Here is a 24,987-nt window from a genome sequence, read left to right as displayed (position 1 = left end):
TGCCGACAGGTATAGTCCACTTCCCGCCGACGGAGCAAGATCGAATTCAAGGTTCACCTCCGGTCTTTTCCGAGTTGAGACCTCGCGGAAATATCGGTCCCCGGCGCGTTCCCGGCGGAAAAATCATTGCCGTTGGACTGGAATGTCAGATTCAACCCCCTTGACACCACGGGGCACTTGACGCACTACTAGACCTTGCGCATCCGACTGACAACGTTGTCCGGCGCAGGGAGGGTACTCACGCATGCACAGCAGGGTTCGGCACAGATGGGGAACGGCGGTCGTCGCGGCGACCGCCTTCGCTTTGGCCGCGGGCTCACAGGGCGCCGCCGTGGCGCTGCCCCAGGCGCCGCAGAAGGCGGACCGTGAGTTCGCGTCGTCGTTCGAGTCCGGGGATCCCGCCCCGGACTGGCTGAACACCGTCGACACCACGCGGGGCGGCGAGAAGCGCGCCTCGGGTGTGGACGGTGGTTACAGCTCCGGCATTCCGGGCAATGTCACCGACCACGTCACGGACGTCCGCGCCAGCGCGGAGAACACCGGTGGCGGGGAGGTGAAGGAGAACCTCGTCGACGGCGAGCCGAGCAGCAAGTGGCTGGCCTTCGAGTCCACCGGCTGGGTGGAGTTCGACCTGGACGCGCCCGTGAAGGCGGTCCGTTACGCGCTCACCTCCGCCAACGACGCCGCCGAGCGGGACCCGAGGGACTGGACCCTCAAGGGCTCCACCGACGGCGAGGACTGGAAGACCCTCGACACCCGCTCGGGCGAGACGTTCGCGGAGCGCTTCCAGACCAAGCTCTACGACATCGACGCCTCGGCCGTCGCCGAGTACCGGCACTTCCGGCTGGAGATCACCAAGAACGGCAGCGGCGGCATAGTCCAGCTCGCCGACGTCCAGTTCTCCACCGGTGACGACGAGGCGCCCGTTCCCCAGGACATGCTCTCGCTGGTCGACCGGGGCCCGACCGGCTCGCCGACGGCCAAGGCGGGCGCCGGATTCACCGGCAAGCGCGCCCTGCGGTACGCCGGCCGGCACACCGCCGACGGGCGGGCCTACTCGTACAACAAGGTGTTCGACGTCAACACGAGGGTCGACCGGAACACCGAACTGTCGTACCGCGTCTTCCCGTCGATGGCGGACGGGGACCTTGACTACGACTCCACCAACGTCTCCGTCGACCTCGCCTTCACCGACGGCACCTATCTGAGCGACCTGCGCGCCACCGACCAGCACGGCTTCCCGCTCACCCCGCGGGGACAGGGCGCGTCGAAGATCCTCTACGTCAACCAGTGGAACAACGTGGCCTCCCGGATCGGCTCGGTGGCCGCCGGCAAGACCGTGGACCGGATCCTGGTGGCGTACGACTCCCCCAAGGGCGAGACCAGGTTCCGCGGCTGGCTGGACGACGTGGCGCTGAAGTCGGTGCGGCCCGAGCGGCCGAAGGCCCACCTCTCCGACTACGCGGTGACGACCCGGGGCACCAACTCCAGCGGCGGGTTCTCGCGGGGCAACAACTTCCCCGCGACGGCCGTGCCGCACGGCTTCAACTTCTGGACCCCGGTCACCAACGCCGGTTCGCTGAGCTGGCTGTACGACTACGCGCGCGGCAACAACGCGGACAACCTGCCGACGATCCAGGCGTTCAGCGCGAGCCACGAGCCGAGCCCGTGGATGGGCGACCGGCAGACCTTCCAGGTGATGCCGTCGGCCGCCGCCGGCACCCCGGACACCGGCCGTGAGGCGCGCGAGCTGGCGTTCCGGCACGAGAACGAGACCGCGCGGCCGTACTACTACGGCGTGCGGTTCGAGAACGGCCTGAAGGCCGAGATGGCGCCGACGGACCACGCGGCGATGATGCGCTTCACCTACCCCGGTGACGACGCGAGCGTGACCTTCGACAACGTCACCGACCAGGCCGGCCTGACCCTCGACGAGGAGAACGGCACCTTCACCGGCTACTCGGACGTCAAGTCCGGGCTGTCCACGGGCGCGACCCGGATGTTCGTCTACGGCGAGTTCGACCGGAAGGTCACCGGGGGCGACGCGAGCGGCGTCAAGGGTCACCTGCGCTTCGACGCGGGCGACGACCGGCGGGTCACGCTGCGCCTGGCCACCTCGCTGATCAGCGTGGACCAGGCGAAGGACAACCTGCGTCAGGAGATCCCCGAGGACCGCGACTTCGAGGCGGTCAAGAAGAGCGCCCAGCGCCAGTGGGACAAGATCCTCGGCAAGGTCGAGGTCGAGGGTGCCACCCCGGACCAGCTGACCACGCTCTACTCCAGCCTCTACCGGCTGTACCTGTACCCGAACGCGGGCCACGAGAAGGTCGACGGGGAGTACAAGTACGCCTCGCCGTTCTCGAAGATGCCGCAGCCGGACACCCCGACGCACACCGGCGCGAAGATCGTCGACGGCAAGGTGTACGTCAACAACGGCTTCTGGGACACCTACCGGACCACCTGGCCGGCCTACTCCTTCCTGACCCCGTCCAAGGCCGCCGAGCTGGCGGACGGGTTCGTGCAGCACTACAAGGACGGCGGCTGGACCTCCCGCTGGTCCTCCCCCGGCTACGCCGACCTGATGACCGGCACGTCCTCGGACGTCGCGTTCGCCGACGCGTACGTCAAGGGCGTCGACCTCGACGCGGAGGCCGCGTACGACGCGGCGGTGAAGAACGCCACCGTCGTGCCGCCGTCGTCGGGTGTGGGCCGCAAGGGCATGGCGACCTCGCCGTTCCTCGGCTACACCAGCACCGACACCCACGAGGGCCTGTCGTGGGCGCTGGAGGGCTACCTCAACGACTACGGCATCGCCAAGATGGGCAAGGCGCTCTACGAGAAGACGGGTGAGAAGCGCTACAAGGAGGAGTCGGAGTACTTCCTCGACCGCGCCCAGGACTACGTCAACCTCTTCGACTCCGAGGCCGGGTTCTTCCAGGGCAGGAACGCCAAGGGCGACTGGCGGGTCGAGTCCTCGAAGTACGACCCGCGCGTGTGGGGTCACGACTACACCGAGACCAACGGCTGGGGCTACGCCTTCACCGCCCCGCAGGACAGCCGCGGTCTGGCCAACCTGTACGGCGGCCGGGACGGCCTCGCCGACAAGCTCGACGAGTACCTCTCCACCCCCGAGACGGCCTCCCCCGAGTTCAAGGGCTCCTACGGCGGTGTCATCCACGAGATGACCGAGGCGCGGGACGTCCGGATGGGCATGTACGGCCACTCCAACCAGGTGGCCCACCACGCCCTGTACATGTACGACGCGGCCGGACAGCCCTGGAAGACGCAGGCGAACGTGCGCGAGGTGCTGTCCCGCCTGTACACCGGCAGCGAGATCGGCCAGGGCTACCACGGCGACGAGGACAACGGCGAGCAGTCGGCCTGGTACCTCTTCTCCTCGCTCGGCTTCTACCCGCTGGTCATGGGCAGCGGCGAGTACGCCATCGGCTCCCCGCTGTTCAAGAAGACGACCGTGCACCTGGAGAACGGCCGCGAGCTGGTCGTCAAGGCGCCGAGGAACAGCGCGAAGAACGTCTACGTGCAGGGTCTGAAGGTCAACGGCAAGCGCTGGAACTCCACCTCGCTGCCGCACTCGGTGATCGCGAAGGGCGGGGTCCTGGAGTTCGACATGGGTCCGCGTCCGTCGTCGTGGGGCACCGGCGAGGACGCCGCGCCCGTGTCGATCACGAAGGACGACGAGGTGCCCACGCCCCGCGAGGACGCGCTGAAGGGCGACGGCGCCCTGTTCGACGACACGTCGGCGACCGGCGCCACGGTGTCCACCGTGGAACTGCCCGTCACCGGGGACACCGCGGCGGTGCAGTACACGCTCACCTCCTCGGACCACACCAAGGCGCCCACGGGCTGGGTGCTGCAGGGCTCGGCCGACGGGACGACGTGGACGGACCTGGACACGCGGACGGACGAGACCTTCCGCTGGGACCGCCAGACGCGCGCCTTCTCGGTCGACCAGCCGAAGGCCTACGGCCACTACCGGCTGGTGCTGACCGGTGAGGCGGCGCTGACGGAGGTGGAACTGCTGAGCTGAGCCGACTGCCGCTCACATGGCGGGTCCGGACCTTGTCCGGGCCCGCCTTTCCCATGGATTTCCGCAGGCCGACAGGTACCTCTCCGGTCACCGGTGCACCAGAATGGGGGCGGCCCCCGGTGCTCTCCGGGCGGCGTGTCCTTGGCAGGGGGAGCGCGCGGATGACGTACTCGGGGGACTTCGACGCGGCCTGGCTGCCGGCGGACGCGTTCCGGGCGGTCGGCAGTCGACGTTCGCTGATACGCGCCGGCGACGGGCCGCTGATGGAGACCGTGTACGGCGAACTGGCCGACGCCTGCGCGCGGTTCGGCGGACGGGTCGTGCGGGACGGCGGTGAGGACGCCGAGCTGGTTCTCGACCTGGCGGACGGGCTGGGTGAGGAGGGTTTCGCGCTGATGCGCCGGGACGGCACCACGACCGTCACCGCGTCCGGCGGACGCGGGCTGCTGTACGGCCTGTTCCACGTCGTACGGCTCGGAGAGGACGCCTTCGCCGGTGAGCGCGCCCGTGAGGAGCACCGTCCGGCGTACGCCTCGCGCATGCTGGACCACTGGGACAACGTGGCCGTGCACCCGGTCATGGGCCAGGTCGAGCGCGGCTACGCGGGCGGTTCGCTGTTCTGGGCGGACGGGCGGGCGCGCGGGGACGTCGACCGGGTGCGGGCGTACGGCAGGCTGCTCGCGGCGTGCGGGATCAACGCCGTCGCCGTCAACAACGTCAATGTGCACGCGGCCGAGGCGCGTCTGCTCACCGACCGGATCGGTGAAGTCGCCGCCATCGCCGACGTGTTGCGGCCGTACGGCATCCGCACCCATCTGTCGGTCACCTTCGCCGCGCCGATGGTGCTGGGCGGGCTGCCCACCGCGGACCCGCTGGACGAGGCGGTGCGCGGCTGGTGGGCGGAGGCGACGCGCCGGGTGTACGAGGAGATCGGCGACTTCGGCGGGTACGTCGTGAAGGCCGACTCGGAGGGCCGGCCCGGCCCGTTCGCGTACGGCCGCTCGCACGCCGACGGCGCGAACACGCTGGCCGCCGCGCTGGAGCCGTACGGCGGCACGGTGCACTGGCGGGCGTTCGTCTACGACCACCACCAGGACTGGCGGGACCGGAGCACCGACCGGGCGCGGGCCGCGTACGACCATTTCACCCCGCTGGACGGGGAGTTCGCGGCGAACGCGGTGCTCCAGGTCAAGCACGGGCCGATGGACTTCCAGGTGCGCGAGCCGGTCTCCCCGCTGATCGGCGCCATGCCGGACACCCGGCTCGCGGTGGAACTGCAGGTCACGCAGGAGTACACCGGGCAGCAGCGGCACGTGTGCTGGCTGGGCCCGATGTGGAGCGAGGCGCTGCGGTTCCGTCCGGACGGCGAGGTGAGCGCCGGGCGGCTGGCGGACGGTCTGGTGGCCGTGTCGAACGCCGGCGACGACCCGTTCTGGACCGGGCACCCCCTCGCACAGGCCAACCTCTACACCTTCGGGCGCCTCGCCTGGGACCCGGCGGCGGATCCGCGGGCGGTCCTCGACGAGTGGATCGCGCTGACCCATCCGGGGGCGGAGGAGCGGCTGGCCGACGGACTGCACGCGGTGCTCGACGGTTCCTGGTCGACGTACGAGAAGTACACCGCGCCGCTCGGCGTGGGCTTCATGGTGCAGCCGGGGCACCACTACGGGCCGAGCGTGGACGGCTACGAGTACAGCCCCTGGGGCACCTACCACTTCGCCGACCGGGACGGCGTCGGCGTGGACCGCAGTGCGGCGACCGGCACCGGGTACGCCGGTCAGTACGCCAAGCCGTGGGCGACGGTGTACGAGTCGCCGGACACCTGCCCCGACGAGCTGCTGCTGTTCTTCCACCACGTGCCGTACGGGCATGTGCTGCGCAGCGGGAAGACGGTGATCCAGCACATCTACGACACGCACTTCGAGGGTGTCGAGGAGGCCGAGGAGGCCCGCCGGGTGTGGGCGGGCCTCGCGGACCTGGTGGAGCCCGCCCGGCACGCGCGCGTGACCGAGCGGTTCGAGGAGCAGCTGCGCAGCGCCCGCGAGTGGCGCGACCAGGTCAACAGCTACTTCCTGCGCAAGTCCGGGGTGCCGGACGCGCGGGGGCGGACCATCCACTGAAGACGCAGGACCGCCACGCCGAGCGGGTCGAGGGTGAACGGCTCGTCCCGCTCGGCGTGTCTGCCGGTGAGCGGATCGGTGGCGGCGGTGGGTGGGGATGCTGATGCCGGCTCTGGTGAAGTGGGAGGCCGCACGCTGGTTCCTCGCCGCCGACGGCGAGTCCGGCAAGCGGTACGGGAACGAGACGATCCGTGTCACCCCTGACGGCGAGGTATCGATCAAGCTCCCGGCCCCATTGGCGCATCTGGCCAACGGCAGGCACGGCCGGTACGTGCTTTCCAGGACGGTGGTGTTCCGTCACCGGGGCGAGGAGCGGGCCGACCGTGCAGCGGCGAACCGGGCGGGCCGGCACGGGCTGAGCATCGCGATCGAGGACCTCGGCTTCCAGGCGGAGAAGACGCGTGAGAAACACGGCAGGCGAAAGAGGTTCCGCGAGCTGATCTCCGGCATGCCCGTCGCCGGACTGCGGGCCCGACTGGTCAGCATGGGGCCGCCGAGCTGGGATCACCATCGTCGTCGTGGACCCGGCCTACGCCTCCGAGTGGGGCGCGCAGCACTGGCGCAAGTCCCTCACCACGAAGACCCGCAAGACCACCCGTCACGACGCGGCGAGCGTCGCGAGCGGACGGCGCGCCCTTGGGCACCGCACCCGGGGACGTGAGGGAACCCGCCCCCGCTTTCCTGGACCACGGACACGATCCGTGCCGCCCGGACGCGGAGCGAACGCGGGGGACCAGCGTGCCCAACACCGTTCGGGGCATGCGGCTGAGCCTGTGCGACTCGTGCTCAGTCTTCAGGAACGGTCATGCGGTGAAGTCCTCCTGGGTCTCGGCGATCACCGGGCGGCTGCTGTGCAGCAGGGACAGCAGCAGGGGGGCGGCGAGCAGGGCGGGCAGGGCCTCGGTGAGCAGGGCGGTGCCGGCTGCCGTGAGGATCAGCAGGGAGAGGGCGCCGAGGGTGGCGCGGGGGTGCCGCAGCAGGAAGTAGGCGGCGAGCCGGGCGGTGTCGCGGGCGCGGAAGGTGAACAGGGTGGTGAGGACCAGGGCGTGCGCGCCCCACAGGAGGGAGCCGGTGCCGATCAGCGCGAGGAGCGCCGCCCACCAGCCGGGCAGTCCGGTGACGGAGAAGTGGGTGAGGGTGAAGGCGATGACCGTGAGCCAGGCGAGCAGCGGCGCCCACAGCTTCAGCACGGGCAGGGCGCCCAGTCGCCAGCCGCGCAGGAAGGCGCGGGCCGGGTGGAGTGCGGTGAGGTCGCGGCTGCGGTGGTGCAGGGCGTGGAGGGCGGCGGAGGCGGCCGGGCCCAGGGGCAGCAGGCAGAGGGCGGCGAGGGGAAGGTTGGCGGGGTCGGGGGCGAGCAGGAAGAGGCCGGCGAGGCCCGGCGCCGCGGTGAGCAGCAGCAGGGCCTCGACGGTGACGAGTGTGTGGATCAGGGCGGCGGCCCGGGACAGCGGCCCGGTGCCGAAGGCGTCGGTCCGTACGGTGCTCACGGCGTCTCCCGGCCGAGCAGCCGCCGCTCGTCCCACCAGGGCGGGGTCTCGTCGTCGACCGGGGTCAGCTCGACGAGGGTGATCTCGTGGCGGGCCAGGGTGAGGGCGAGGTCGACGCGGCCGTCCTCGATCGGCAGCCGGTGGTGGGCGCGGGCCGGTTCGGAGGCCTCGTGCAGGACGTGGAACTGCCCCGGCTTCGGTGAGCGGGGGCTGCCCATGTGCCGCCAGGCGGTGTACGCGTTGCCGCGCTCCTCGTCGGCGGAGGACCGGCGGACGAACGCCTCGCCGCGCGGGGTGGTGCCGACCGGCAGGGACAGGCGCAGGGTGTGCCGGTCCGGGCCGGGTGTCTCACCGGTCGGGTCGACGGGGGCCCAGGCCAGGACGGTGACCCGGCCGTCGGTGTGCCGGGTCACCAAGTGGTCGTCTCCCCGCGCCAGTTGCCGCTCTCCCATGCGGGCCATGAAGGCGTACAGGTGGTAGGTCGGTTTGCGCACCTGGCGGTGGGCGAGGAGGCCGAAGCCGCCGTGGAAGAGCGCGGTCGGGATGCCGGTCTCCTCGAAGACGTCGCTGAACGTCCAGTAGGAGAAGGAGTCGGCGTGGTCGCCGCCGGCCGTGACGACCGGGGCCAGGTAGGCGGCGTGGAAGGCGGTGTCGTGGAGGGGGTTGTCGGGGCGGTAGGAGGAGTTGAACTCGGTGATGTGGACGGGCAGGCCCGCCAGCCGGGTGCCCTTCAGGGACCGGCGGGGCTCGGCGAACTGGTCGAGGAGGTCGCTCGCCGGGGCGAGTGTCTGGTGGACGCCGAACGGGACGTGCCGGGCGGGTCCGGAGCTGTAGGCGTGCCGGGAGACGAAGTCGACGGGCACGTCACGCCGCTCGGCGAACGCGGCGAACCGCTCCAGCCAGCCGTCGGCGCCGGGCGAGAGCGCCGGACCGCCGACCTGGAGCCGGTCGTCCACCTCCTTCACGGCGTGCGCGGTCGCCTCGTACAGCCGGTGGTACGCCGTCTCGTCCGCGTCGAGCCAGAAGTCGGGCAGGTCGGGCTCGTTCCACACCTCGACGGGCCAGGTGCGCACCTCGTCGGCGCCGTAGCGGTCGATCAGGTGGGCGAGGACGGCGCGGACCAGGTCCGTCCACTCCTTCTCGTCGGCGGGCGGGGTGACGTTGCCCTTCCACCAGAACACCGTCTGCTCCCCCGAGGCCAGCGCGCCCGGCATGAAGCCGAGTTCGAGGAAGGGGCGGATGCCGAGGCCGAGGCAGGCGTCGAGCACCTGGTCGAGGTAGGTGAACGAGTGGTGGGTGCGGCGGGTGCCCTGCCACTCGTAGGGGCGGTGGACGCCCAGGCCGTCGCTGAGCAGGCCGTGGCCGCGCAGGTACCGGAAGCCGATGTCGCGCTGGAGCAGGGCGAGGGAGTCCTGGTAGTCGCGGCGCAGGGCGAGGTCGAGGCGGCCGGTGCCCACGCAGGACCGCCAGGCGTCGGGCAGCCGGCCGTTCGGCGCGTCGGGAACGCGGATCACGCGTTCTCCTCCTTGAACCGCTCGTAGGCCTGGTTGTGCAGGTCGATGAACCGGTCCATGTTCTTGGCCTTCAGCTCCTTGACGTAGTCGTCCCACTCGGACAGCGGGCGCTTGCCGAGGGCGAACTGGAGGGTGTTCTGGGTGACGTGGTCCTTCAGCGGGGTGTCCCACAGGGTGGCCTGCTCCTGTTCCTCGGAGCGCAGCGGGTGGGGCGGGTCGACGGGCATCTGCTCGCGGGAGGCCATGGCGTCCGTGAACTTCTTCTCGTCGGGGCCGAAGGAGGAGGAGACCAGGGCCCAGCTGCCGCCGTAGGCGAAGACGCCGTTGTGGAAGCCGAAGTCCTTCTGGAGGTCCTTCGGGGCGTCCGGGTCCGAGCCCATGAGGCTGATGCCGGGCTTGAGTTCGTACTGCCCGGGCCCGGAGCGGGTGAAGGTGGTGTTCTCCACGCCCCACTTGCAGAGCTCCTGGCCGGCGTCGGAGTACCAGAGCCAGTCCACGAACTGCATCAGGGCGACGAAGTCGTCGCCCTCCAGCGCCTTGCTGGAGATCATCATGCCGTTCTCCAGGCGGGCGCCGCCCAGCACGACCGGTCCGGCGGGTCCGATCGGCACCGGGATCATCTCGATGGTGGCGCCCTTGACCTGCTTGCCGAGGTTGTAGCGGTAGTTCTGCACCAGCTCCTGCGGGTTGGCGCTGATCGCGAAGGACTTCTCCGAGAGGATCTTCCTGACCGCCTCGTCGTCGGTCTGGGTGAAGCTCTCGGGGTCCATCAGCTTCTCCGAGACCAGCTTGTGCAGGTACTCGACGAAACCGCGGTAGGCGTCCGTGGCGCCGGTGAAGACGAACTTCCGCGCCTTCGCGTCCCAGCTGGTGTTCAGGTACGACCAGCCGGCCCGGACGCCGTACGCCTGGCCGAGGTACTGGGACAGGGCGCCGACGGGGAACGGGGTGTTGGTGCTCCAGCGGTCGGTGAACGGGTAGCGGTCGGGGTACTCCTCCTTGAGTGCCTTGAAGGTCTCGTACACCTCGTCCCAGGTGGTGGGCAGGGTCAGGCCGTGCTTGTCGAGGACGTCGGTGCGGAAGGCCAGCGAGTAGCTCTGCTTGACCTTCTCGTGCAGTCCGGGCAGCAGGTAGTAGCGGCCGTCGGACTGGCGCAGCGAGTCGACCTCCGGCTGGAGGTTCCATCTCTTCACCTTGTCCCGGAAGTTGGGCATCAGGTCCACGTACTCGCTGACCGGGAGGATCGCGCCCGAGGAGACGAACGCGGTCTCCGCGCCCGGGTAGGTCTTGGGGATGAGGAGGGGGGCGTCGCCCGCGCCGATCAGCAGGCTGCGCTTCTTCTCGTAGTCGCTCAGCGGGACCGGGGTGGCCTCGAGGGTGATGCCGGTGCGCCGGGTGAGCTCCTTCCAGAACAGCCAGTCGTCCTTCAGCGGGTAGGTCGGGTTGTTGTTGTGCAGGACGGAGAAGGTCAGCGGCTCGGTGGCCTTGAACTGCTCGCCGGCCCGGTAGTTCTTCATGGCGCCGTCGCGCTTCTTCGACAGGTCCTTGGCGTCGTCGTCGCCGCCGCTGCCGCAGCCGGTGAGGGCGGCGAGGCCGATGAATCCGGCGGCGCCGAGGATCTGGCGCCGCGACAGCTGTCCGGTGTTCTTCACGGGGACTCCCTTGGTGCGTCGGCGGTTCGGGGTGGAGGAGGGAGGGGTGCGGCCGTCAGCCCTTGACCGCGCCGAGCATCACGCCCGAGACGAAGTAGCGCTGCACGAACGGGTACAGGCAGAGGATCGGCAGCGAGGTGAGCACGATCGTGACGGCCTGGATGTTCGCCGAGACCTGGGTGAGCTGCTCGGTGGCCGCGCCGGCGCCGGTGCCTCCGGTGGCGCCCGCGAGCAGGTTGCGCAGATAGACCGTGACCGGCATCAGTTCGGTGCGGTCCATGTAGAGGAACGCCGAGAACCAGGAGTTCCAGAAGGACACCGAGTAGAAGAGCACCATGGTCGCGACGACCGCCTTGGACAGCGGCAGCACGATCCGCAGCAGGATGCCGTACGTGCTGAGGCCGTCGATCTGCGCGGCCTCCTCCAGTTCGGTCGGCAGGCTCTCGAAGAAGGCCTTCATCACCAGCAGGTTGAAGACGCTGATCGCGTTCGGCAGGGCGATGGCCCACACGCTGTTCTTCAGGCCGAGGCTGGTGATCAGGACGTAGTGGGGGATCAGGCCGCCGGTGAAGAACATGGTGAAGACGGCGATGCCGACCAGGGCGCCGCGCCCTTTGAGGTTCTTCTTCGACAGGACGTAGGCGTAACAGGTGGTCAGCACCATGGCGACGGCGGTGGAGACCACCGTGTAGAAGACGGTGTTGCCGTAGTTGCGCCAGAACATCGAGTCGGAGACGACGATGTCGTAGGTGGTGAGGTTGAACCCCTTGGGCCACAGGGTCACCTCACCGGCGCGGATCTGCCGCTCCCCGCTGAACGAGCGGGCGATGATGTTGACGAAGGGGTACAGCGTCACCAGGACGACCAGGGTGAGGATCACGCCGTTGACGCCCTGGAAGACGCGGTAGCCGCGCGTCGGCCGGTTGACGCTCACCACAGGCTCGTCCCCACGGTGCGGCGCGACAGCTGGTTGGCGGAGGTGATCAGGACCAGGCCGATGACCGCCTCGAACAGGCCGATCGCGGCGGCGTAGCTGAAGCTGTTGGACTCCACGCCGGTCCGGTAGAGGTAGGTGGAGATCACGTCGGCGGTCGGATATGTCAGCGGGTTGTAGAGCAACAGGACCTTCTCGAAACCGACGGCCATGAACGTGCCGATGTTGAGGATCAGCAGCGTGATCATGGTGGGGCGGATGCCGGGCAGGGTGACGTGCCAGATCTGCTGCCAGCGGTTGGCTCCGTCGATGCGGGCGGCCTCGTACAGGTCCTCGTCGATGGTGGTGAGCGCGGCGAGGTAGAGGATCGTGCCCCAGCCGGCGGTCTGCCAGATCTCCGAGCCGACGTAGATGGCGCGGAACCAGCCGGGTTCCTGGATGAACCGGATCGGGTCGTGCCCGAACCAGCCCAGGACGTGGTTGACCGGGCCGTCCGTGGCGAGCATCTGCAGCGTGATGCCGGCGACGATCACGATCGACAGGAAGTGCGGCAGGTACGACACCGACTGCACGAACCGCTTCAGCGATTTCCGGCGCACCTCGTTGAGCAGCAGGGCGAGCACGATCGGGATCGGGAAGCAGAAGACGAGCGTGAGTCCGCCCATCCACAGGGTGTTCCTGAACACCTGCCAGAAGGTCGGGTCGGACAGGAACATCTCGACGTAGCGCAGTCCCACCCAGTACTCGCCGAAGACCGAACCGCCCGGTTCGAACCGGCGGAACGCGATCACGTTGCCGATCATCGGCAGATAGCGGAACACCAGGAAGAACAGCAGCGGCAGCACGGCCAGCGAGTACAACTGCCAGTCCCTGCGCAGCGCGCGCCGCCAGCCGGTGCGCGCGGGTGAGCGTGTGCGCCGTGGGGGCGCCTTCGTCGGCGGCGGGTCCTGCGTGCCCGGCGGTGGAGCCGACGTGGTGGGGGTGCTCATTGCTCGGACCTCCCGTGCCTGTGCAGCGGAACCGAAACTTTCGAGCTCTTGCCGATAACTTGCGGCAACTTATGAGCAGCAGTAAGCGGTGTCAATGGGTGGTGCACGCCGGAAATTTCCGAGGTCCCGACGGCGACGAATCCGGTGCACACGGCTGTGGAAGCGGGTCTTGATCTGTTAACGTCCCCGGAAATTTCAGGTGCGCGCCCGCAACGATCGGCCGTACCGCCCGTTCGATTCCGCTTCGACTCTGCGAGGTGCCCCGTGCCCGCGTTCGACCTGTCCCCGGCTGAACTGGAGCGCCACCGCCCGGACATCGAGGAGCCCGCCGACTTCGACGCCTTCTGGGAGCGCACGCTGGAGGAGGCGTCGGCCGAGGGGGATCCGCTGGTCTCGGTCCGGCCGGTGGAGAACGGGCTGCGGCTCACCGAGACCTGGGACGTGACGTTCCGCGGCTTCGCGGGCGACCCGGTGCGCGCCTGGTTCAGCCTTCCCGCGGGAATGGCCGAACCCCTTCCGGCGGTGGTGGAGTTCGCGGGGTACGGGCGCGGACGCGGGCTGCCGCACGAGCGGCTGACCTGGGTGAACGCCGGGTACGCGCATCTGCTGATGGACAACCGCGGCCAGGGCGACCAGTACGGCTGCGGCGGCGACACCCGCGACCCGCACACCATGGCGCCGGGCGGCCCCGGCCCGGCGGTCCGCGGTCTGCTCGACCCGGGGGACTACCACTACCGCCGGCTGATCACGGACGCGGTGCGCGCGGTGGCCGCCGTGCGCGCGCTGCCGGGGGTGGACGCCGGCCGCGTCGCGGCCGTGGGCAACAGCCAGGGCGGCGGACTCGCACTGGCCGTGGCGGGCCTCGTACCGGACCTGGCGGCGCTCCTGGTCACCGCCCCGCTGCTGTGCGGCATCCACCGCGCCCTGGACCTCACCGACGTGCCCCCGTACGGCGAGATCACCGCCTACCTCGCGGTCCACCGGGGCGCCGAGGAGGCCGCCTACCGCACCCTCTCCTACGTCGAGGGCGTGTCCTTCGCCCGGCGCGCGCACGCGCCGGCCCACTTCGGGGTCGGGCTGCGCGACACGGTCTGTCCGCCGAGCGGGGCGTACGCGGCGTTCAACCGGTACGCGGAGCGCACGGGCGGGGACCCGGCCAAGGTGCTCCACGCCTATCCCTTCAACGGGCACGAGGGCGGGGACGCGGTGCATGTGCGGCGTCAACTGGATTGGCTCGGGCCGTTGTTGGACGGCTGAAGGGATGCGTGGGCGGCACCGATGACGACCGGACACGCCGTCGGGCCGCCCACGGGGGCGCTCAGCCGACCCGGCAGGGCAGGGTCGTCGTGCTGTCACCGCCCGGGCCGGAGACCACATAGCCGAACGTCGTGCTCTCCCCCGGATCGAGGGAGCCGTTGTAGCCGGCGTTGTGGACCATCACGTCCTGGCCGTCGTAGGTGGCGTCGCCGCCCCACAGGCTGTCGACGCTCTGGCCGTCCGGGAGGGTCCAGTCGACCATCCAGCCGAGCATCGGCACGTCGCCGCTGTTGGTGACGGTCACCTCGGACTGGTGGCCGCCGCTCCAGCTGCCCGTGGTGCTGCGGGTGGCGGTGCACTCCCCCGGGACGGGGTCGGGGTCGGTCGGGTCGCCGGGGTCCTTGACGCCGGTCACCTCGCCGTTGCCGCCGTCGAAGACGACGTCGGAGCAGGAGTAGAAGGTCTCCTGGCTGTCCGAGCGCTGCCACACCATGTAGACGATGTGGCGGCCGGACTTGTCCTCCGGGAGCTGTCCGCTCCAGCGGTAGTCGGCCTCGACGCTGCCCGGGGACCCGTTGAGCGGCGGGTGGTCGACGGTGAGGAAGGGCTGCTCCTCCATGTCGGCCCAGGTGAGGGGCTGGGTCGGGTCGAAGCCGTCCTTGGTGATGTACACGTGGAACCAACCGGGGTGGGCGGCCCAGGCGTTGTAGGAGAAGTCGACGGTCGCGCCGGCGGTGAGATGGGTGAGCGGCCAGTCGGCGCTGGGGGTGTCGAAGCCGGTGAAGTTGGTGTTCCCGCCGCTGCACAGCTCCCCGTCGGGCACGAAGCCCCGGGTGCGTCCGGCACCGTCGGAACGCAGGACGGAGAACCAGTTGTAGAAGGGGGTGGTGCCGCTGACCTGTGCGGCGGTCTTGCAGGCCGGGTTGACCGGCTTGATCTCGCCGGTGTCGGTCAACGCGTCCTGCCAGCACAGGAAGGTGCGGCTGCCGGGCTTCATGGGGGTGCCGTGGGCTTCGGCCTCACCGCCCGCCGTCACGACCAGGCCGATGGCCGGGACGGTGGCGAGCAGGGAGACCAGGACGAGGAAGAGGGCTCGGGTGCGGGTGGAGAGCGCCGATCGGGAAGCCGCTTCGCTCTCCGGTTTTGTTGTGATCATGACACACCTGTCCGCGGCTGTGGGGTTGACGGATCATGCAGGGGTGCGTGGAGGGGGCGAGGTGGGAGTGTCCCGACGGCGGGTTCCGGTCCGCCGGAGCATGGGAGCGCTCCCACCTCGCCCGTGAGGGGACGGTAGCGCGGGGCAGCGCGCTTGTAAACGGTTGCTGCGCCCCGGAGTTGTGCGGCGGGTCAGCCGTCGCCGTCGATCACCCGTCGGAGGTCGCGGGCGACTTCGCCGCCTTCGAGGAGGAAGACCACTCTCGTCAGGGCGGCGTCTCCACGCGGCGCCTTCTGGACGGCGCGGGCGATCGCGACGGCGTCCTCGCGGAGTCGGACGCCCCGCAGATCGATGTGGCGGCCCAGTTTCTCACCGAGGAGGATCGCGAACTGGATCCGGGCTTGCGGGTCCTGTACGCACGGGAGGGCGATGAGGGCCTCGGTGAGGCGGAGGAGGGGGTCGAGGGAGCTGTCGTCGTCCCATGCGCCGTTCGTGTGCTCGGCCGGGGGCCCTGGGGGCGGGGGGACGGTCGTGGACACGGGCACGGACGAGCGCGGCGGGGGCGCGGGGGCCGGGGCGGACCAGCTCGGCGGGGGCGCCGGGGCCGGACCGAGCCGAGGCGAATACCGATACGTGGGCGGCGTCTGAGCCGACTCGGACGAGACCGGGGCCGGCGCGGGCGAGACCGGGACCGCACGGGCGACCACCACCCGGCGCTCCAGCTCCGCCCACATCTGCGGGCGCTGGGTGACGCGGGCGGCCTGCAGTTCGTCGTACACGTAGTCGTACAGCTCGTGCACGCCGATCAGGCCGTCCCGGTCGCGGTCCGCCTCGCCGGTGCTCAGGCCCTTGATGACGGCCCCGGTGAACTGCGAGGGTTCCGGGTCGAGTTCGGTGATCCGCTCGCCCTCGAAGGCGTACTCGGTGCGGTTGGTCGCGGTGAGCACCGCACGGCCGTGGCCGGCCAGCTCGTCCTTGACGTGGACCGTGGCGTCGCCCTTGCCGCCGGCCAGGAAGGCACCGCTGTAGCAGCAGTCCAGGAGCAGGACGATCGACCGCGCCCGGCAGGCGCGCATCCGCTGGTGCACGAACAGGGCGGGGACGGACGTGGAGGCGAGCAGCCGCCGGTCGGTGTCGGTGGCGGCGAAGTGCAGTTCGCCGTGGTCGTCCTTGAGGCCGTGGCAGGAGATGTGCAGCAGGAGCAGGTCGTCCCTGCGGCGGTCGAGGAAGAAGTGCTCGATGGCCCGGGTCACTTCCTGGTGGCGGCCGTCGACGACCGTGCTCACCTCGAAGTCGCCGATCCTCGGGTCCTCGAGCACCTCCGCCAGTGCCTGGGCGTCCCTGGCGGGTGAACGCAACCGCCGCAGGGCCTCGTTGTCGTACCGGCCCGTCGCGACGAGGAGGGCGTGGCGTCCCGCGGACACGGTCGTACGTCCCTCACTCCCCCTGGCCGTCGGACGGTTCCGCCTCAGGACCGTGCGCGGCCAGGAAGGCGTCGACGATCCGCTGCTGGTCGGCGGAGGAGACGGCCTCCAGCTCCAGGCTGTCGTCGCCCAGGGAGATGCTGACCGTGCGCACCGGGCGGTTCTCGATCCAGGTCCGCACCAGGTCGAGCACCGAGCGCAGCGCGATGGGCGCCAGGGTCACGGCGAGCGCGCCGACGGCGATCGCGTCCACGGGCTTCGCTCCGTCGGGGACGTCCCCGGAGCGGACCGGTTCGACGTCGTCGACGTCCAGTTCGAGCAGTCGTTCGCGCAACTGGGCTGTGAGCTGGTCGAGTTCTTCCTGGTCGCTGTCCTGACCGCCGGCCAGGACAAGACGCATGCGTTCCGTGCGGCCCACCGCCACCCCCGTCATCCGGTGAGACTTCAGCGTACAACGGCGGCAACGGCGAGGGCCGTACCCCCGTCACCGGGGATACGGCCCTCGACTGCCCTGCCGTACCGCTTACTTGCGGATCAGACTGCGCAGCACGTACTGCAGGATGCCGCCGTTGCGGTAGTAGTCGGCCTCACCGGGGGTGTCGATGCGGACGACCGCGTCGAACTCGACGCCGGTGTCGGTGGTGACCTTCACCGTGCGCGGGGTGGTGCCCTCGTTCAGCTCGGTGACGCCGGCGACGGAGAAGGTCTCCTCGCCGGTCAGGCCGAGGGACTCGGCGGTGTGGCCCTCGGGGAACTGCAGCGGCAGGACGCCCATGCCGATGAGGTTCGAGCGGTGGATGCGCTCGTAGGACTCGGCGATGACGGCCTTGACGCCGAGCAGCGCGGTGCCCTTGGCGGCCCAGTCGCGGGAGGAGCCGGAGCCGTACTCCTTGCCGGCCAGGACAACGAGCGGGATGCCCTGCTCGATGTAGTTGCGGGAGGCGTCGTAGATGAACGACACCGGACCGCCGTCCTGGGTGAAGTCGCGGGTGTAGCCGCCCTCGGTGCCCGGCGCGATCTGGTTGCGCAGGCGGATGTTGGCGAACGTACCGCGGATCATGACCTCGTGGTTGCCGCGGCGGGAGCCGTAGCTGTTGAAGTCGCGGCGCTCGATGCCGTGCTCCGTGAGGTACTTGCCGGCCGGGGTGTCGGCCTTGATGGCGCCGGCCGGGGAGATGTGGTCGGTGGTGACCGAGTCGCCCAGCTTGGCCAGCACGCGGGCGCCGGTGATGTCCTCGACCGGGGCCGGCTCCATGCCCATGCCCTCGAAGTACGGGGGCTTGCGGACGTAGGTGGACTCGGCGTCCCACTCGAAGGTGTCGCCGGTGGGGATGGGCAGCGCCTGCCACTGGGCGTCACCGGCGAAGACGTCGGCGTAGGACTTGGAGAACATGTCCTCGCCGATGGCATTGGCGACGACGTCGTTGACCTCGGCCTCGGAGGGCCAGATGTCCTTCAGGAAGACCGGGTTGTTGTCCTGGTCGTACCCGAGGGCCTCGCGGGTGATGTCCACCTTCATGGAACCGGCGATCGCGTAGGCGACGACCAGCGGCGGGGACGCCAGGTAGTTCATCTTGACGTCGGGGTTGATCCGGCCCTCGAAGTTGCGGTTGCCGGAGAGCACCGAGGTGACGGCGAGGTCGTGCTCGTTGACCGCCTGGGAGACCTCCTCCGGCAGCGGGCCGGAGTTGCCGATGCAGGTGGTGCAGCCGTAGCCGACGAGGTTGAAGCCGACCTTGTCGAGGTACGGGGTCAGGCCCGCCTTGTCGAAGTAGTCGGTGACGACCTTGGAGCCCGGGGCGAGGGTGGTCTTGACCCACGGCTTGCGGGTCAGGCCCTTCTCCACCGCCTTCTTGGCCACCAGCGCGGCGGCGACCATGACGTACGGGTTGGAGGTGTTGGTGCAGGAGGTGATGGCGGCGACGGTCACCGCGCCGTGGTCGAGCGTGTAGGTCGTGCCGTCGGCGGCGGTGACCTCGACCGGGTGGGAGGGGGCGCCGTTGGAGATGGCCGGGGCGTCGGAGGCGGGGAAGGACTCCTGGCCGGCCTCGTCGACGTCGCCGCCGTCCTTGACGTAGTTGCGCACGTCCTGGGCGAACTGGGCCTTGGCGTCGGCGAGGACGATGCGGTCCTGCGGGCGCTTCGGGCCGGCGATGGAGGGGACGACGGTGGAGAGGTCCAGCTCGAGCTTCTCGGAGAAGTCCGGCTCGGCCTGCGGGTCCAGCCAGAGGCCCTGCTCCTTGGCGTACGCCTCGACGAGGGCGACCTGCTGGTCGCTGCGGCCGGTCAGGCGCATGTAGTTCAGGGTCTCGTCGTCGATCGGGAAGATCGCGGCGGTGGAGCCGAACTCCGGCGACATGTTGCCGATGGTGGCGCGGTTGGCGAGGCTCGTGGCCGCCACGCCCTCGCCGTAGAACTCGACGAACTTGCCGACGACGCCGTGCTTGCGCAGCATCTCGGTGATGGTGAGCACCAGGTCGGTGGCGGTGGTGCCGGGCTTGAGCTCACCGGTGAGCTTGAAGCCGACGACGCGCGGGATCAGCATGGAGACCGGCTGGCCGAGCATGGCGGCCTCGGCCTCGATGCCGCCGACGCCCCAGCCGAGCACGCCGAGACCGTTGACCATGGTGGTGTGCGAGTCGGTGCCGACGAGCGTGTCCGGGTAGGCCTTGCCGTCGCGGACCATCACCACACGGGCCAGGTGCTCGATGTTCACCTGGTGGACGATGCCGGTGCCGGGCGGGACGACCTTGAAGTCGTCGAAGGCGGTCTGGCCCCAGCGCAGGAACTGGTAGCGCTCGCGGTTGCGGCCGTACTCCAGGTCGACGTTCTGCTTGAAGGCGTCGTTGGTGCCGAACTTGTCGGCGATGACGGAGTGGTCGATGACCATCTCGGCCGGGGAGAGGGGGTTGATCTTGTTCGGGTCGCCGCCGAGCTCCTTGACGGCCTCACGCATGGTGGCGAGGTCCACGACGCAGGGCACGCCGGTGAAGTCCTGCATGATCACGCGGGCCGGCGTGAACTGGATCTCCTGCGACGGCTGGGCCTGGGAGTCCCAGCCGCCGAGGGCGCGGATGTGGTCGGCGGTGATGTTCGCGCCGTCCTCGGTGCGGAGCAGGTTCTCCAGCAGCACCTTCAGGCTGTAGGGAAGGCGCGCGGAGCCCTCGACCTTGTCCAGCCGGAAGATCTCGTACGACTCGTCGCCCACCTGCAGCGTGCTGCGGGCGTCGAAGCTGTTCGCCGACACGACAGTCTCCTTCATTGATGTGCGCGTACCACCGCATCCTGCCGCCACGCCGCCCTGGCCTATCCGCTAAGGTAAGGCTAAGTTAGGTAGCCCTTACCAGGGTGGCGGCTGCGGTGCGCCTCGGCAGATATCTCGATGTCGAGATAACTCTAGTACACGAGGGCGGAATGGTCATGCCCGGACCCGGCACGCCTCACCACACCCCCCGCCGCCGCACCGCCGCCGCATGCCATCAGTGCGCCCGGACGGGGTAACCGACCGGGACGGAGTCGGTTCCGGACGGGAAGGGGTACAGGAATGCCGCTCACGTTTCGCAAGAGCTTTCGGATCCTTCCGGGGGTGCGGCTGAACATCAACAAGCGGTCGTGGTCCATCACCACCGGCGGCGGGAACGGCCCCCGGCACACCTGGAGCAGCACGGGACGTCGTACGACATCGGTGGATTTGCCCGGACCTTTCGGATGGCGCCGGACTCGTCAGACCCGTCGCACCAGGGGACACTGACGTCGCGTCACCCGAATGGACACCCCAGGAGGCGCCATCTCATATCTGAGATAACCTCATCCTCATGTCAGACGACTACCTCGTACGCATCGGCAAGCTCATCCGTGACGCCCGGCAGCACCGCGGGTGGACGCAGACGCAGCTCGCCGAGGCGCTCAACACCAGCCAGAGCGCCGTCAATCGGATCGAGCGCGGCAACCAGAACATCAGCCTTGAGATGATCGCCCGGATCGGCGAGGCCCTGGACAGTGAGATCGTCTCCTTGGGCTACGCCGGTCCGATGCATCTGCGCGTGGTGGGCGGCCGCCGGCTCTCCGGCGCCATCGACGTGAAGACGAGCAAGAACGCGTGCGTGGCACTGCTGTGCGCCTCGCTGCTCAACAAGGGCCGCACCGTGCTGCGCCGCGTCGCCCGCATCGAGGAGGTCTACCGCCTCCTGGAGGTGCTGAACTCCATCGGCGTGCGCACCCGCTGGATCAACGACGGTGTCGACCTGGAGATCGTGCCGCCCGCCGAGCTGGACCTCCCGGCCATCGACGCGGACGCCGCCCGCCGCACCCGCTCCATCATCATGTTCCTCGGCCCGCTGCTGCACCGCCTGGACCGCTTCATGCTGCCGTACGCCGGCGGCTGCGACCTCGGCACGCGCACCGTCGAGCCGCACATGATCGCGCTGCGCCGGTTCGGCCTGGACGTCGCCGCGACCGAGGGCCAGTACCACGCGGTGGTCGACCGTTCCGTCGCTCCCGACCGCCCGATCGTGCTGACCGAGCGCGGGGACACGGTCACCGAGAACGCGCTGCTGGCCGCCGCGCGCCACGACGGCGCCACCGTCATCCGCAACGCGTCCTCCAACTACATGGTCCAGGACCTGTGCTTCTTCCTGGAGGCGCTGGGCGTCAAGGTCGACGGCATCGGCACCACCACGCTCACCGTGCACGGCGTGCCCACCATCGACGTCGACGTGGACTACTCCCCCTCCGAGGACCCGGTCGAGGCGATGAGCCTGGTGGCCGCGGCCGTGGTGACGGAGTCGGAACTGACGGTCCGCCGGGTCCCCATCGAGTTCCTGGAGATCGAGCTGGCGGTCCTGGAGGAGATGGGCCTCGACCACGACCGCACACCGGAGTACTTCGCCGACAACGGCCGCACCCGGCTGGTGGACCTCACCGTCCGCCCCTCCAAGCTGGAGGCGCCGATCGACAAGATCCACCCGATGCCGTTCCCGGGCCTCAACATCGACAACGTCCCGTTCTTCGCGGCGATCGCGGCGACGGCCCAGGGCAAGACCCTCATCCACGACTGGGTCTACGACAACCGCGCCATCTACCTGACCGACCTCAACCGCCTCGGCGGCCGCCTGCAGTTGCTCGACCCGCACCGCGTCCTGGTCGAGGGGCCGACCCGCTGGCGCGCCGCGGAGATGATGTGCCCGCCGGCGCTGCGTCCGGCCGTGGTGGTCCTGCTGGCGATGATGGCGGCGGAGGGCACGTCGGTCCTGCGCAACGTGTACGTCATCAACCGCGGCTACGAGGACCTGGCGGAGCGGCTGAACTCGATCGGGGCGCAGATCGAGATCTTCCGGGACATTTGAAATCTCTAGGAAAAGACAGCACGAAACCCCTCCTGACCGGCACTTATGCAAGCCAGGAGGGGGTTCGGCTCGGTCTGTGGGACTTCTCGGGGACTTTTAGGTCGAGCCGGGAGACTGTCGGTTTCAGAGGCTGAGGACGGATTGCCCGGCGCTGCACGTGTCGGGCACGGGCAGGGCACCGGCTTTCCTCTCGGTGTCAGGCCCCTGGCCCCGGAGCCCTGCCATGCAGGGTCAGATAAAACGTGCGGAGCGATTCCTGGGAGCTTCCCACCGCGAAACAGTTGCGGACCTTGCCCAAGGGGTTCCACACCCGGCCGTCCGGCATGCGTACCCCGGTCGGCTCCCCGAAGTAGGACCGCTGGTCGGCGTCGAAGTCGATCCACGTCGCGCCGGTCCGTCGGACCAGGACCTTTCCGACGTAGGCTCCGAGGCCGAACAGCGCTTCGCGCACCCTCGCCTCTTCCACCCCGTTCTTGTGGACATCAGCCGTCGGAGACGGAGTGGACCCCCAACGCTTCCAGCATCGCCACGAAAATCGGCTCCACGAACGGATCGGGCCAGACTTCCCGCACCAGCACTGGAAGAAGATCCAGTCCACGAACCCGCTGGAACGGCTGAACCGGGAAATCAAACGCCGCACCGACGTCGTCCAGGTCTTCCCCAACCCGCTCGCCGTCCTTCGCCTCGCGACCCCGGTCCTCGCCGAACTCCCCAACGAATGGATCGCCTTCCCTCGCCGCATCAGGCAACTGATCGCCTACACCACCGGAAGGGACGTGACCCTGCCTCGTCACCACAGCCGCTCACCAGCATATTTCACCGGTCACCACAGGATGAAAGAGGCTCACTGACAAGGTGATGCCGTTGGAGCGCCGGCACGTGCAGGGCCCGTGCTCCAACGTCCGTCACGGTGCCGAACGTTTCCGCTGCAGCAGCCAGGTACCCCCTGTCACCGCCCCCGTAATCAAAAAGCCCACCATCAGCGACATCCTGAATTCCTCCATCTTGCTGCCGTCGTCCGCCATAACCACCATCAGCGTCGTCATGAAGGTCGTGATCACCAGCCCGATGGCCAGGTTCTTGCGCACCGGCGTTTTCAGCATTTTCTCCTCGTTTCTCGATGAGTGTGCCGCAGCATCGTCCTCAATTCGGCGGCACACCTGGGTTGTCATCAGTTCGGGTCGATCGATACTCGGTGAGCACGGCCTTGCGTCGCGTTCTGTTACGGACGTTGCCAGCAGACCGCCTCTGGCTAGGCGTCGTGCTTCTCATAGCCGGATGTCCGGTCATTCCCTCCTGCCGGGAGGTCTCCAGCACCGTCCGGTTCAGCTGCTGCGTCAGCCCGCCCGGGCCGGTCGGCGACAAGCCCTGCTCCTTGGGCCGCGGATCACCGGCCTCTGCACCCGCCCGCCCGACGACGCGACATGGAGTAGCCGTACTGGCCTTCGACGACGGCCTGGTGGCTGACGCCGACGACCAACACCAGGCGGCCGCCTACAAGTCCGGTGCGCATCCTGTCTCCTTCGTGGTGTCGACGGTCTGCGGTCGCGCATCCGGTGACGGCAACGGGGTTCGGCACAGTGAGGGGCGACTTGTCCACGCGGCGCTCCGTCCGGTCGGTACGTCGGACGTTCTTCGGTGATCCGACCAGTGGATCGGTCCGGCCGGTGATGCCGATGCGAGCACCCCTGTCCATGCCGACTGGGCATGGACAGGAGGACGTTCCTCGCCCTTTCCGACAATCAGGGGTTCTTCAGCGCCCATCGACGGCGCGCGTGTTCCGTGAAGGCACACTCGCGAAGGCGCGAGGCCAAGGCGGCCCGGTGTCGCACGACTTCACACTGAACGGGTACCGCTGCCGGGTAGCGGGGTGAGCGAAGCCGGCAGCGGCACGCCACTCCGTTACAGGATTTCGATCCAGTCGACGTGGGGCGGCCTGTTGGGGAAGGTGATGATGTAGTGCTTGGGGTAGGTGACGGTTGTCCCGTTCACGTCGTGGTACTTGACCCTGTTGTTTCCGGTGGAGATCTTGTCGACCCACACGGCGGTGCCCGGCCCGCTCGCTGCGAAGTTGTAGGTGCCCTTGTTGGCGAAGCAGAAACTCAAGTTGAAAGAGCCGATGTAGTCCTGGCCGTGCACATCGGCTCGCAGATAGTCGGACGGGCCGCAGTCAACCTTGTCGATGGCGTGTGCTGTTCCGGCCGGTATGACGACGGCCATGACGGCGGCCGCGGCTACTGGAAGGGCGAGACGCAGTTTCCTGGACAGCATCCTCTGACTCCTTTTTTTGGGGGGTACCGGCCGTCCGGCGAGAGCTTGTCGTGGCGCAACAAAATTGACGGGCGTTTCGCCTGCCGGTATGCGATTTTCACGCTAAAAGCATGGCCCTGTGATTGTCAACGGCGGTTTTCCGCAATGGCATTGGGGTTGTGCTGAGGTCGCGCCGGAGCCGCCGGCGGCCTGTAATGGCCCCGGCATTTGGCGCGTCGGGGCCCGATGCGGCCGACCGGTGCACGCCGCGTGAAAATGATGCCACCCGGCGACCTACGCTTGGCCTGTTTTTTTCACTTCTCGATACGCATTGCCCCAGGAAATGCCCTCTTTCCTCGGGGAAATGACCGGGAGGACAGGAAATAAGGGCGAGCAGGCCTGAGGTGCGAGACCATGGCTGTTGACGCCAATACGGATGTCTCCTCGTTGTGCTGGTCCGATTTCTGCGGGCCGGCGAGTGTGCCGATGAGACGGGAGACGGTCGGGTCCAAGGCCACCGGACCGAACACGCCCGGCCCGGCCCGCGGCAGGCCGACGCCGGCCAGGCAGGCACCGCCGAGCGCGACGGCCAGGGCGGCACCGTGGGCCGGACGCCGAGGATCTCCGGACGGGGCCCATCGTGGGGCCGGCGCCTCGAACGCGAACGCCACCGGGTACGCGCCGGCGAAGAACCCCGGGGCACCGCGCCAGCCGTAGGTCATGCTGTCGTGCACGAGCAGGAAGAGGATCAGACCGAGCATCCCCAGCATCATCGGCAGGGCCGAATCCGTCACGAGCAGGGGCGCGAGCC

Annotated in this window: 20 protein-coding genes and 2 pseudogenes; 7 read left to right on the top strand and 15 right to left on the bottom strand. The window is 69.3% G+C overall.

Going from position 1 to position 24,987, the window contains the following annotated elements; translation table 11 throughout:
* Nucleotides 1–244 precede the first annotated feature (244 nt).
* Both KUM38_RS11630 and KUM38_RS11625 read left to right on the top strand, forming a co-directional pair.
* Nucleotides 245–4,048, top strand: coding sequence for a GH92 family glycosyl hydrolase (locus KUM38_RS11630; protein ID WP_217129225.1), 3,804 nt, complete (start codon nt 245–247; stop codon nt 4,046–4,048).
* Between the two features lie 161 nt (nt 4,049–4,209).
* A complete protein-coding gene (locus KUM38_RS11625) occupies nt 4,210–6,168 on the top strand; it encodes an alpha-glucuronidase (RefSeq protein ID WP_217129224.1) in 1,959 nt (652 codons plus the stop codon).
* Here KUM38_RS11625 and KUM38_RS43255 read toward each other — a convergent pair.
* On the bottom strand, nt 6,114–6,302 hold the full coding sequence (locus KUM38_RS43255; RefSeq protein ID WP_217129223.1) for a Beta-galactosidase C-terminal domain: 189 nt from the start codon (nt 6,300–6,302) through the stop codon (nt 6,114–6,116). The genes KUM38_RS11625 and KUM38_RS43255 overlap by 55 nt on opposite strands.
* Between KUM38_RS43255 and KUM38_RS11615 the strand changes: the two are divergent.
* A pseudogene (locus KUM38_RS11615) lies at nt 6,287–6,938 on the top strand (transposase); the annotation flags it as partial. The gene KUM38_RS43255 and the pseudogene KUM38_RS11615 overlap by 16 nt on opposite strands.
* A 33-nt stretch (nt 6,939–6,971) precedes the next feature.
* Here the strand turns inward: KUM38_RS11615 and KUM38_RS11610 are convergent.
* The 5 genes from KUM38_RS11610 to KUM38_RS11590 are packed head-to-tail and all read right to left on the bottom strand — an operon-like array spanning nt 6,972 to nt 12,744.
* Nucleotides 6,972–7,655, bottom strand: coding sequence for a hypothetical protein (locus KUM38_RS11610; RefSeq protein WP_217129222.1), 684 nt, complete (start codon nt 7,653–7,655; stop codon nt 6,972–6,974).
* Nucleotides 7,652–9,169, bottom strand: a complete 1,518-nt coding sequence (locus KUM38_RS11605; protein ID WP_217129221.1) for a xylan 1,4-beta-xylosidase — start codon at nt 9,167–9,169, stop codon at nt 7,652–7,654. The genes KUM38_RS11610 and KUM38_RS11605 overlap by 4 nt, the downstream gene beginning before the upstream one ends.
* Nucleotides 9,166–10,821, bottom strand: coding sequence for an extracellular solute-binding protein (locus KUM38_RS11600; RefSeq protein WP_217129220.1), 1,656 nt, complete (start codon nt 10,819–10,821; stop codon nt 9,166–9,168). Before KUM38_RS11600 ends, KUM38_RS11605 begins: the two co-directional genes overlap by 4 nt.
* 55 nt (nt 10,822–10,876) lie before the next feature.
* Nucleotides 10,877–11,758, bottom strand: coding sequence for a carbohydrate ABC transporter permease (locus KUM38_RS11595; RefSeq protein WP_217129219.1), 882 nt, complete (start codon nt 11,756–11,758; stop codon nt 10,877–10,879).
* Entirely contained in the window at nt 11,752–12,744 is a 993-nt protein-coding gene (locus KUM38_RS11590) for a sugar ABC transporter permease (RefSeq protein ID WP_217129218.1), read from the bottom strand. Before KUM38_RS11590 ends, KUM38_RS11595 begins: the two co-directional genes overlap by 7 nt.
* 264 nt (nt 12,745–13,008) lie before the next feature.
* On the opposite strand from KUM38_RS11590, the gene KUM38_RS11585 reads away from it, so the two are divergent.
* Entirely contained in the window at nt 13,009–14,001 is a 993-nt protein-coding gene (locus KUM38_RS11585) for an acetylxylan esterase (RefSeq protein WP_217129217.1), read from the top strand.
* Nucleotides 14,002–14,062: 61 nt separating this feature from the next.
* Here the strand turns inward: KUM38_RS11585 and KUM38_RS11580 are convergent, their stop codons facing one another.
* From KUM38_RS11580 to acnA, 4 genes are all read right to left on the bottom strand, one after another.
* On the bottom strand, nt 14,063–15,157 hold the full coding sequence (locus tag KUM38_RS11580; RefSeq protein WP_217129216.1) for a lytic polysaccharide monooxygenase: 1,095 nt from the start codon (nt 15,155–15,157) through the stop codon (nt 14,063–14,065).
* A gap of 191 nt (nt 15,158–15,348) precedes the next feature.
* Entirely contained in the window at nt 15,349–16,581 is a 1,233-nt protein-coding gene (locus tag KUM38_RS42870) for a caspase family protein (RefSeq protein WP_217129215.1), read from the bottom strand.
* A 13-nt stretch (nt 16,582–16,594) separates the two neighbouring features.
* Nucleotides 16,595–16,981, bottom strand: coding sequence for a hypothetical protein (locus KUM38_RS11570; protein WP_217129214.1), 387 nt, complete (start codon nt 16,979–16,981; stop codon nt 16,595–16,597).
* A gap of 123 nt (nt 16,982–17,104) precedes the next feature.
* Entirely contained in the window at nt 17,105–19,828 is a 2,724-nt protein-coding gene (gene acnA / locus KUM38_RS11565; RefSeq protein ID WP_308408948.1) for an aconitate hydratase AcnA, read from the bottom strand.
* Between the two features lie 297 nt (nt 19,829–20,125).
* On the opposite strand from acnA, the gene KUM38_RS11560 reads away from it, so the two are divergent.
* Entirely contained in the window at nt 20,126–20,332 is a 207-nt protein-coding gene (locus KUM38_RS11560; protein ID WP_217129212.1) for a DUF4236 domain-containing protein, read from the top strand.
* Nucleotides 20,333–20,396: 64 nt separating this feature from the next.
* Complete coding sequence (locus KUM38_RS11555) at nt 20,397–21,926, top strand: UDP-N-acetylglucosamine 1-carboxyvinyltransferase (protein ID WP_217129211.1); 1,530 nt, start codon at nt 20,397–20,399, stop codon at nt 21,924–21,926.
* Between the two features lie 196 nt (nt 21,927–22,122).
* Here KUM38_RS11555 and KUM38_RS11550 read toward each other — a convergent pair whose 3' ends face one another.
* Nucleotides 22,123–22,377, bottom strand: a complete 255-nt coding sequence (locus KUM38_RS11550) for a hypothetical protein (protein ID WP_308408947.1) — start codon at nt 22,375–22,377, stop codon at nt 22,123–22,125.
* Between the two features lie 112 nt (nt 22,378–22,489).
* Here KUM38_RS11550 and KUM38_RS11545 point away from each other — a divergent pair.
* Nucleotides 22,490–22,648 (top strand): annotated as a pseudogene (locus KUM38_RS11545) (transposase); the annotation flags it as partial.
* Nucleotides 22,649–22,831: 183 nt separating this feature from the next.
* Here KUM38_RS11545 and KUM38_RS11540 read toward each other — a convergent pair.
* From KUM38_RS11540 to KUM38_RS42860, 4 genes are all read right to left on the bottom strand, one after another.
* On the bottom strand, nt 22,832–23,098 hold the full coding sequence (locus KUM38_RS11540; protein WP_254396991.1) for a hypothetical protein: 267 nt from the start codon (nt 23,096–23,098) through the stop codon (nt 22,832–22,834).
* A gap of 215 nt (nt 23,099–23,313) precedes the next feature.
* The gene (locus tag KUM38_RS42865) at nt 23,314–23,439 is read right to left on the bottom strand and encodes a hypothetical protein (RefSeq protein WP_302181193.1); all 126 of its coding nucleotides are present in this window, start codon (nt 23,437–23,439) and stop codon (nt 23,314–23,316) included.
* Nucleotides 23,440–23,828: 389 nt separating this feature from the next.
* Nucleotides 23,829–24,197 carry a beta/gamma crystallin domain-containing protein gene (locus tag KUM38_RS41750; RefSeq protein WP_254396990.1) on the bottom strand — a complete coding sequence of 123 codons (369 nt, stop codon included), beginning with the start codon at nt 24,195–24,197 and terminating at the stop codon, nt 23,829–23,831.
* 293 nt (nt 24,198–24,490) lie between these two features.
* On the bottom strand, nt 24,491–24,937 hold the full coding sequence (locus tag KUM38_RS42860; RefSeq protein WP_302181202.1) for a hypothetical protein: 447 nt from the start codon (nt 24,935–24,937) through the stop codon (nt 24,491–24,493).
* Nucleotides 24,938–24,987 lie beyond the last annotated feature (50 nt).

It is taken from the genome of Streptomyces sp. AC558_RSS880 (assembly GCF_019049255.1).
GTDB lineage: Bacteria > Actinomycetota > Actinomycetes > Streptomycetales > Streptomycetaceae > Streptomyces.
This window is presented reverse-complemented; position numbering and strand designations above follow the sequence as displayed.

Bases quoted from the DNA above. Each gene is read 5' to 3' on its own strand.
- KUM38_RS11580 (WP_217129216.1), bottom strand. From the start codon at position 15,157: ATGATCACAACAAAACCGGAGAGCGAAGCGGCTTCCCGATCGGCGCTC.
- KUM38_RS11540 (WP_254396991.1), bottom strand. From the start codon at position 23,098: ATGACAACCCAGGTGTGCCGCCGAATTGAGGACGATGCTGCGGCACAC.
- KUM38_RS11625 (WP_217129224.1), top strand. From the start codon at position 4,210: ATGACGTACTCGGGGGACTTCGACGCGGCCTGGCTGCCGGCGGACGCG.
- KUM38_RS11630 (WP_217129225.1), top strand. From the start codon at position 245: ATGCACAGCAGGGTTCGGCACAGATGGGGAACGGCGGTCGTCGCGGCG.
- KUM38_RS11570 (WP_217129214.1), bottom strand. From the start codon at position 16,981: ATGCGTCTTGTCCTGGCCGGCGGTCAGGACAGCGACCAGGAAGAACTC.
- KUM38_RS42860 (WP_302181202.1), bottom strand. From the start codon at position 24,937: ATGCTCGGTCTGATCCTCTTCCTGCTCGTGCACGACAGCATGACCTAC.
- KUM38_RS41750 (WP_254396990.1), bottom strand. From the start codon at position 24,197: ATGCTGTCCAGGAAACTGCGTCTCGCCCTTCCAGTAGCCGCGGCCGCC.
- KUM38_RS11555 (WP_217129211.1), top strand. From the start codon at position 20,397: ATGTCAGACGACTACCTCGTACGCATCGGCAAGCTCATCCGTGACGCC.
- KUM38_RS11590 (WP_217129218.1), bottom strand. From the start codon at position 12,744: ATGAGCACCCCCACCACGTCGGCTCCACCGCCGGGCACGCAGGACCCG.
- KUM38_RS11560 (WP_217129212.1), top strand. From the start codon at position 20,126: ATGCCGCTCACGTTTCGCAAGAGCTTTCGGATCCTTCCGGGGGTGCGG.
- KUM38_RS42865 (WP_302181193.1), bottom strand. From the start codon at position 23,439: ATGCGCACCGGACTTGTAGGCGGCCGCCTGGTGTTGGTCGTCGGCGTC.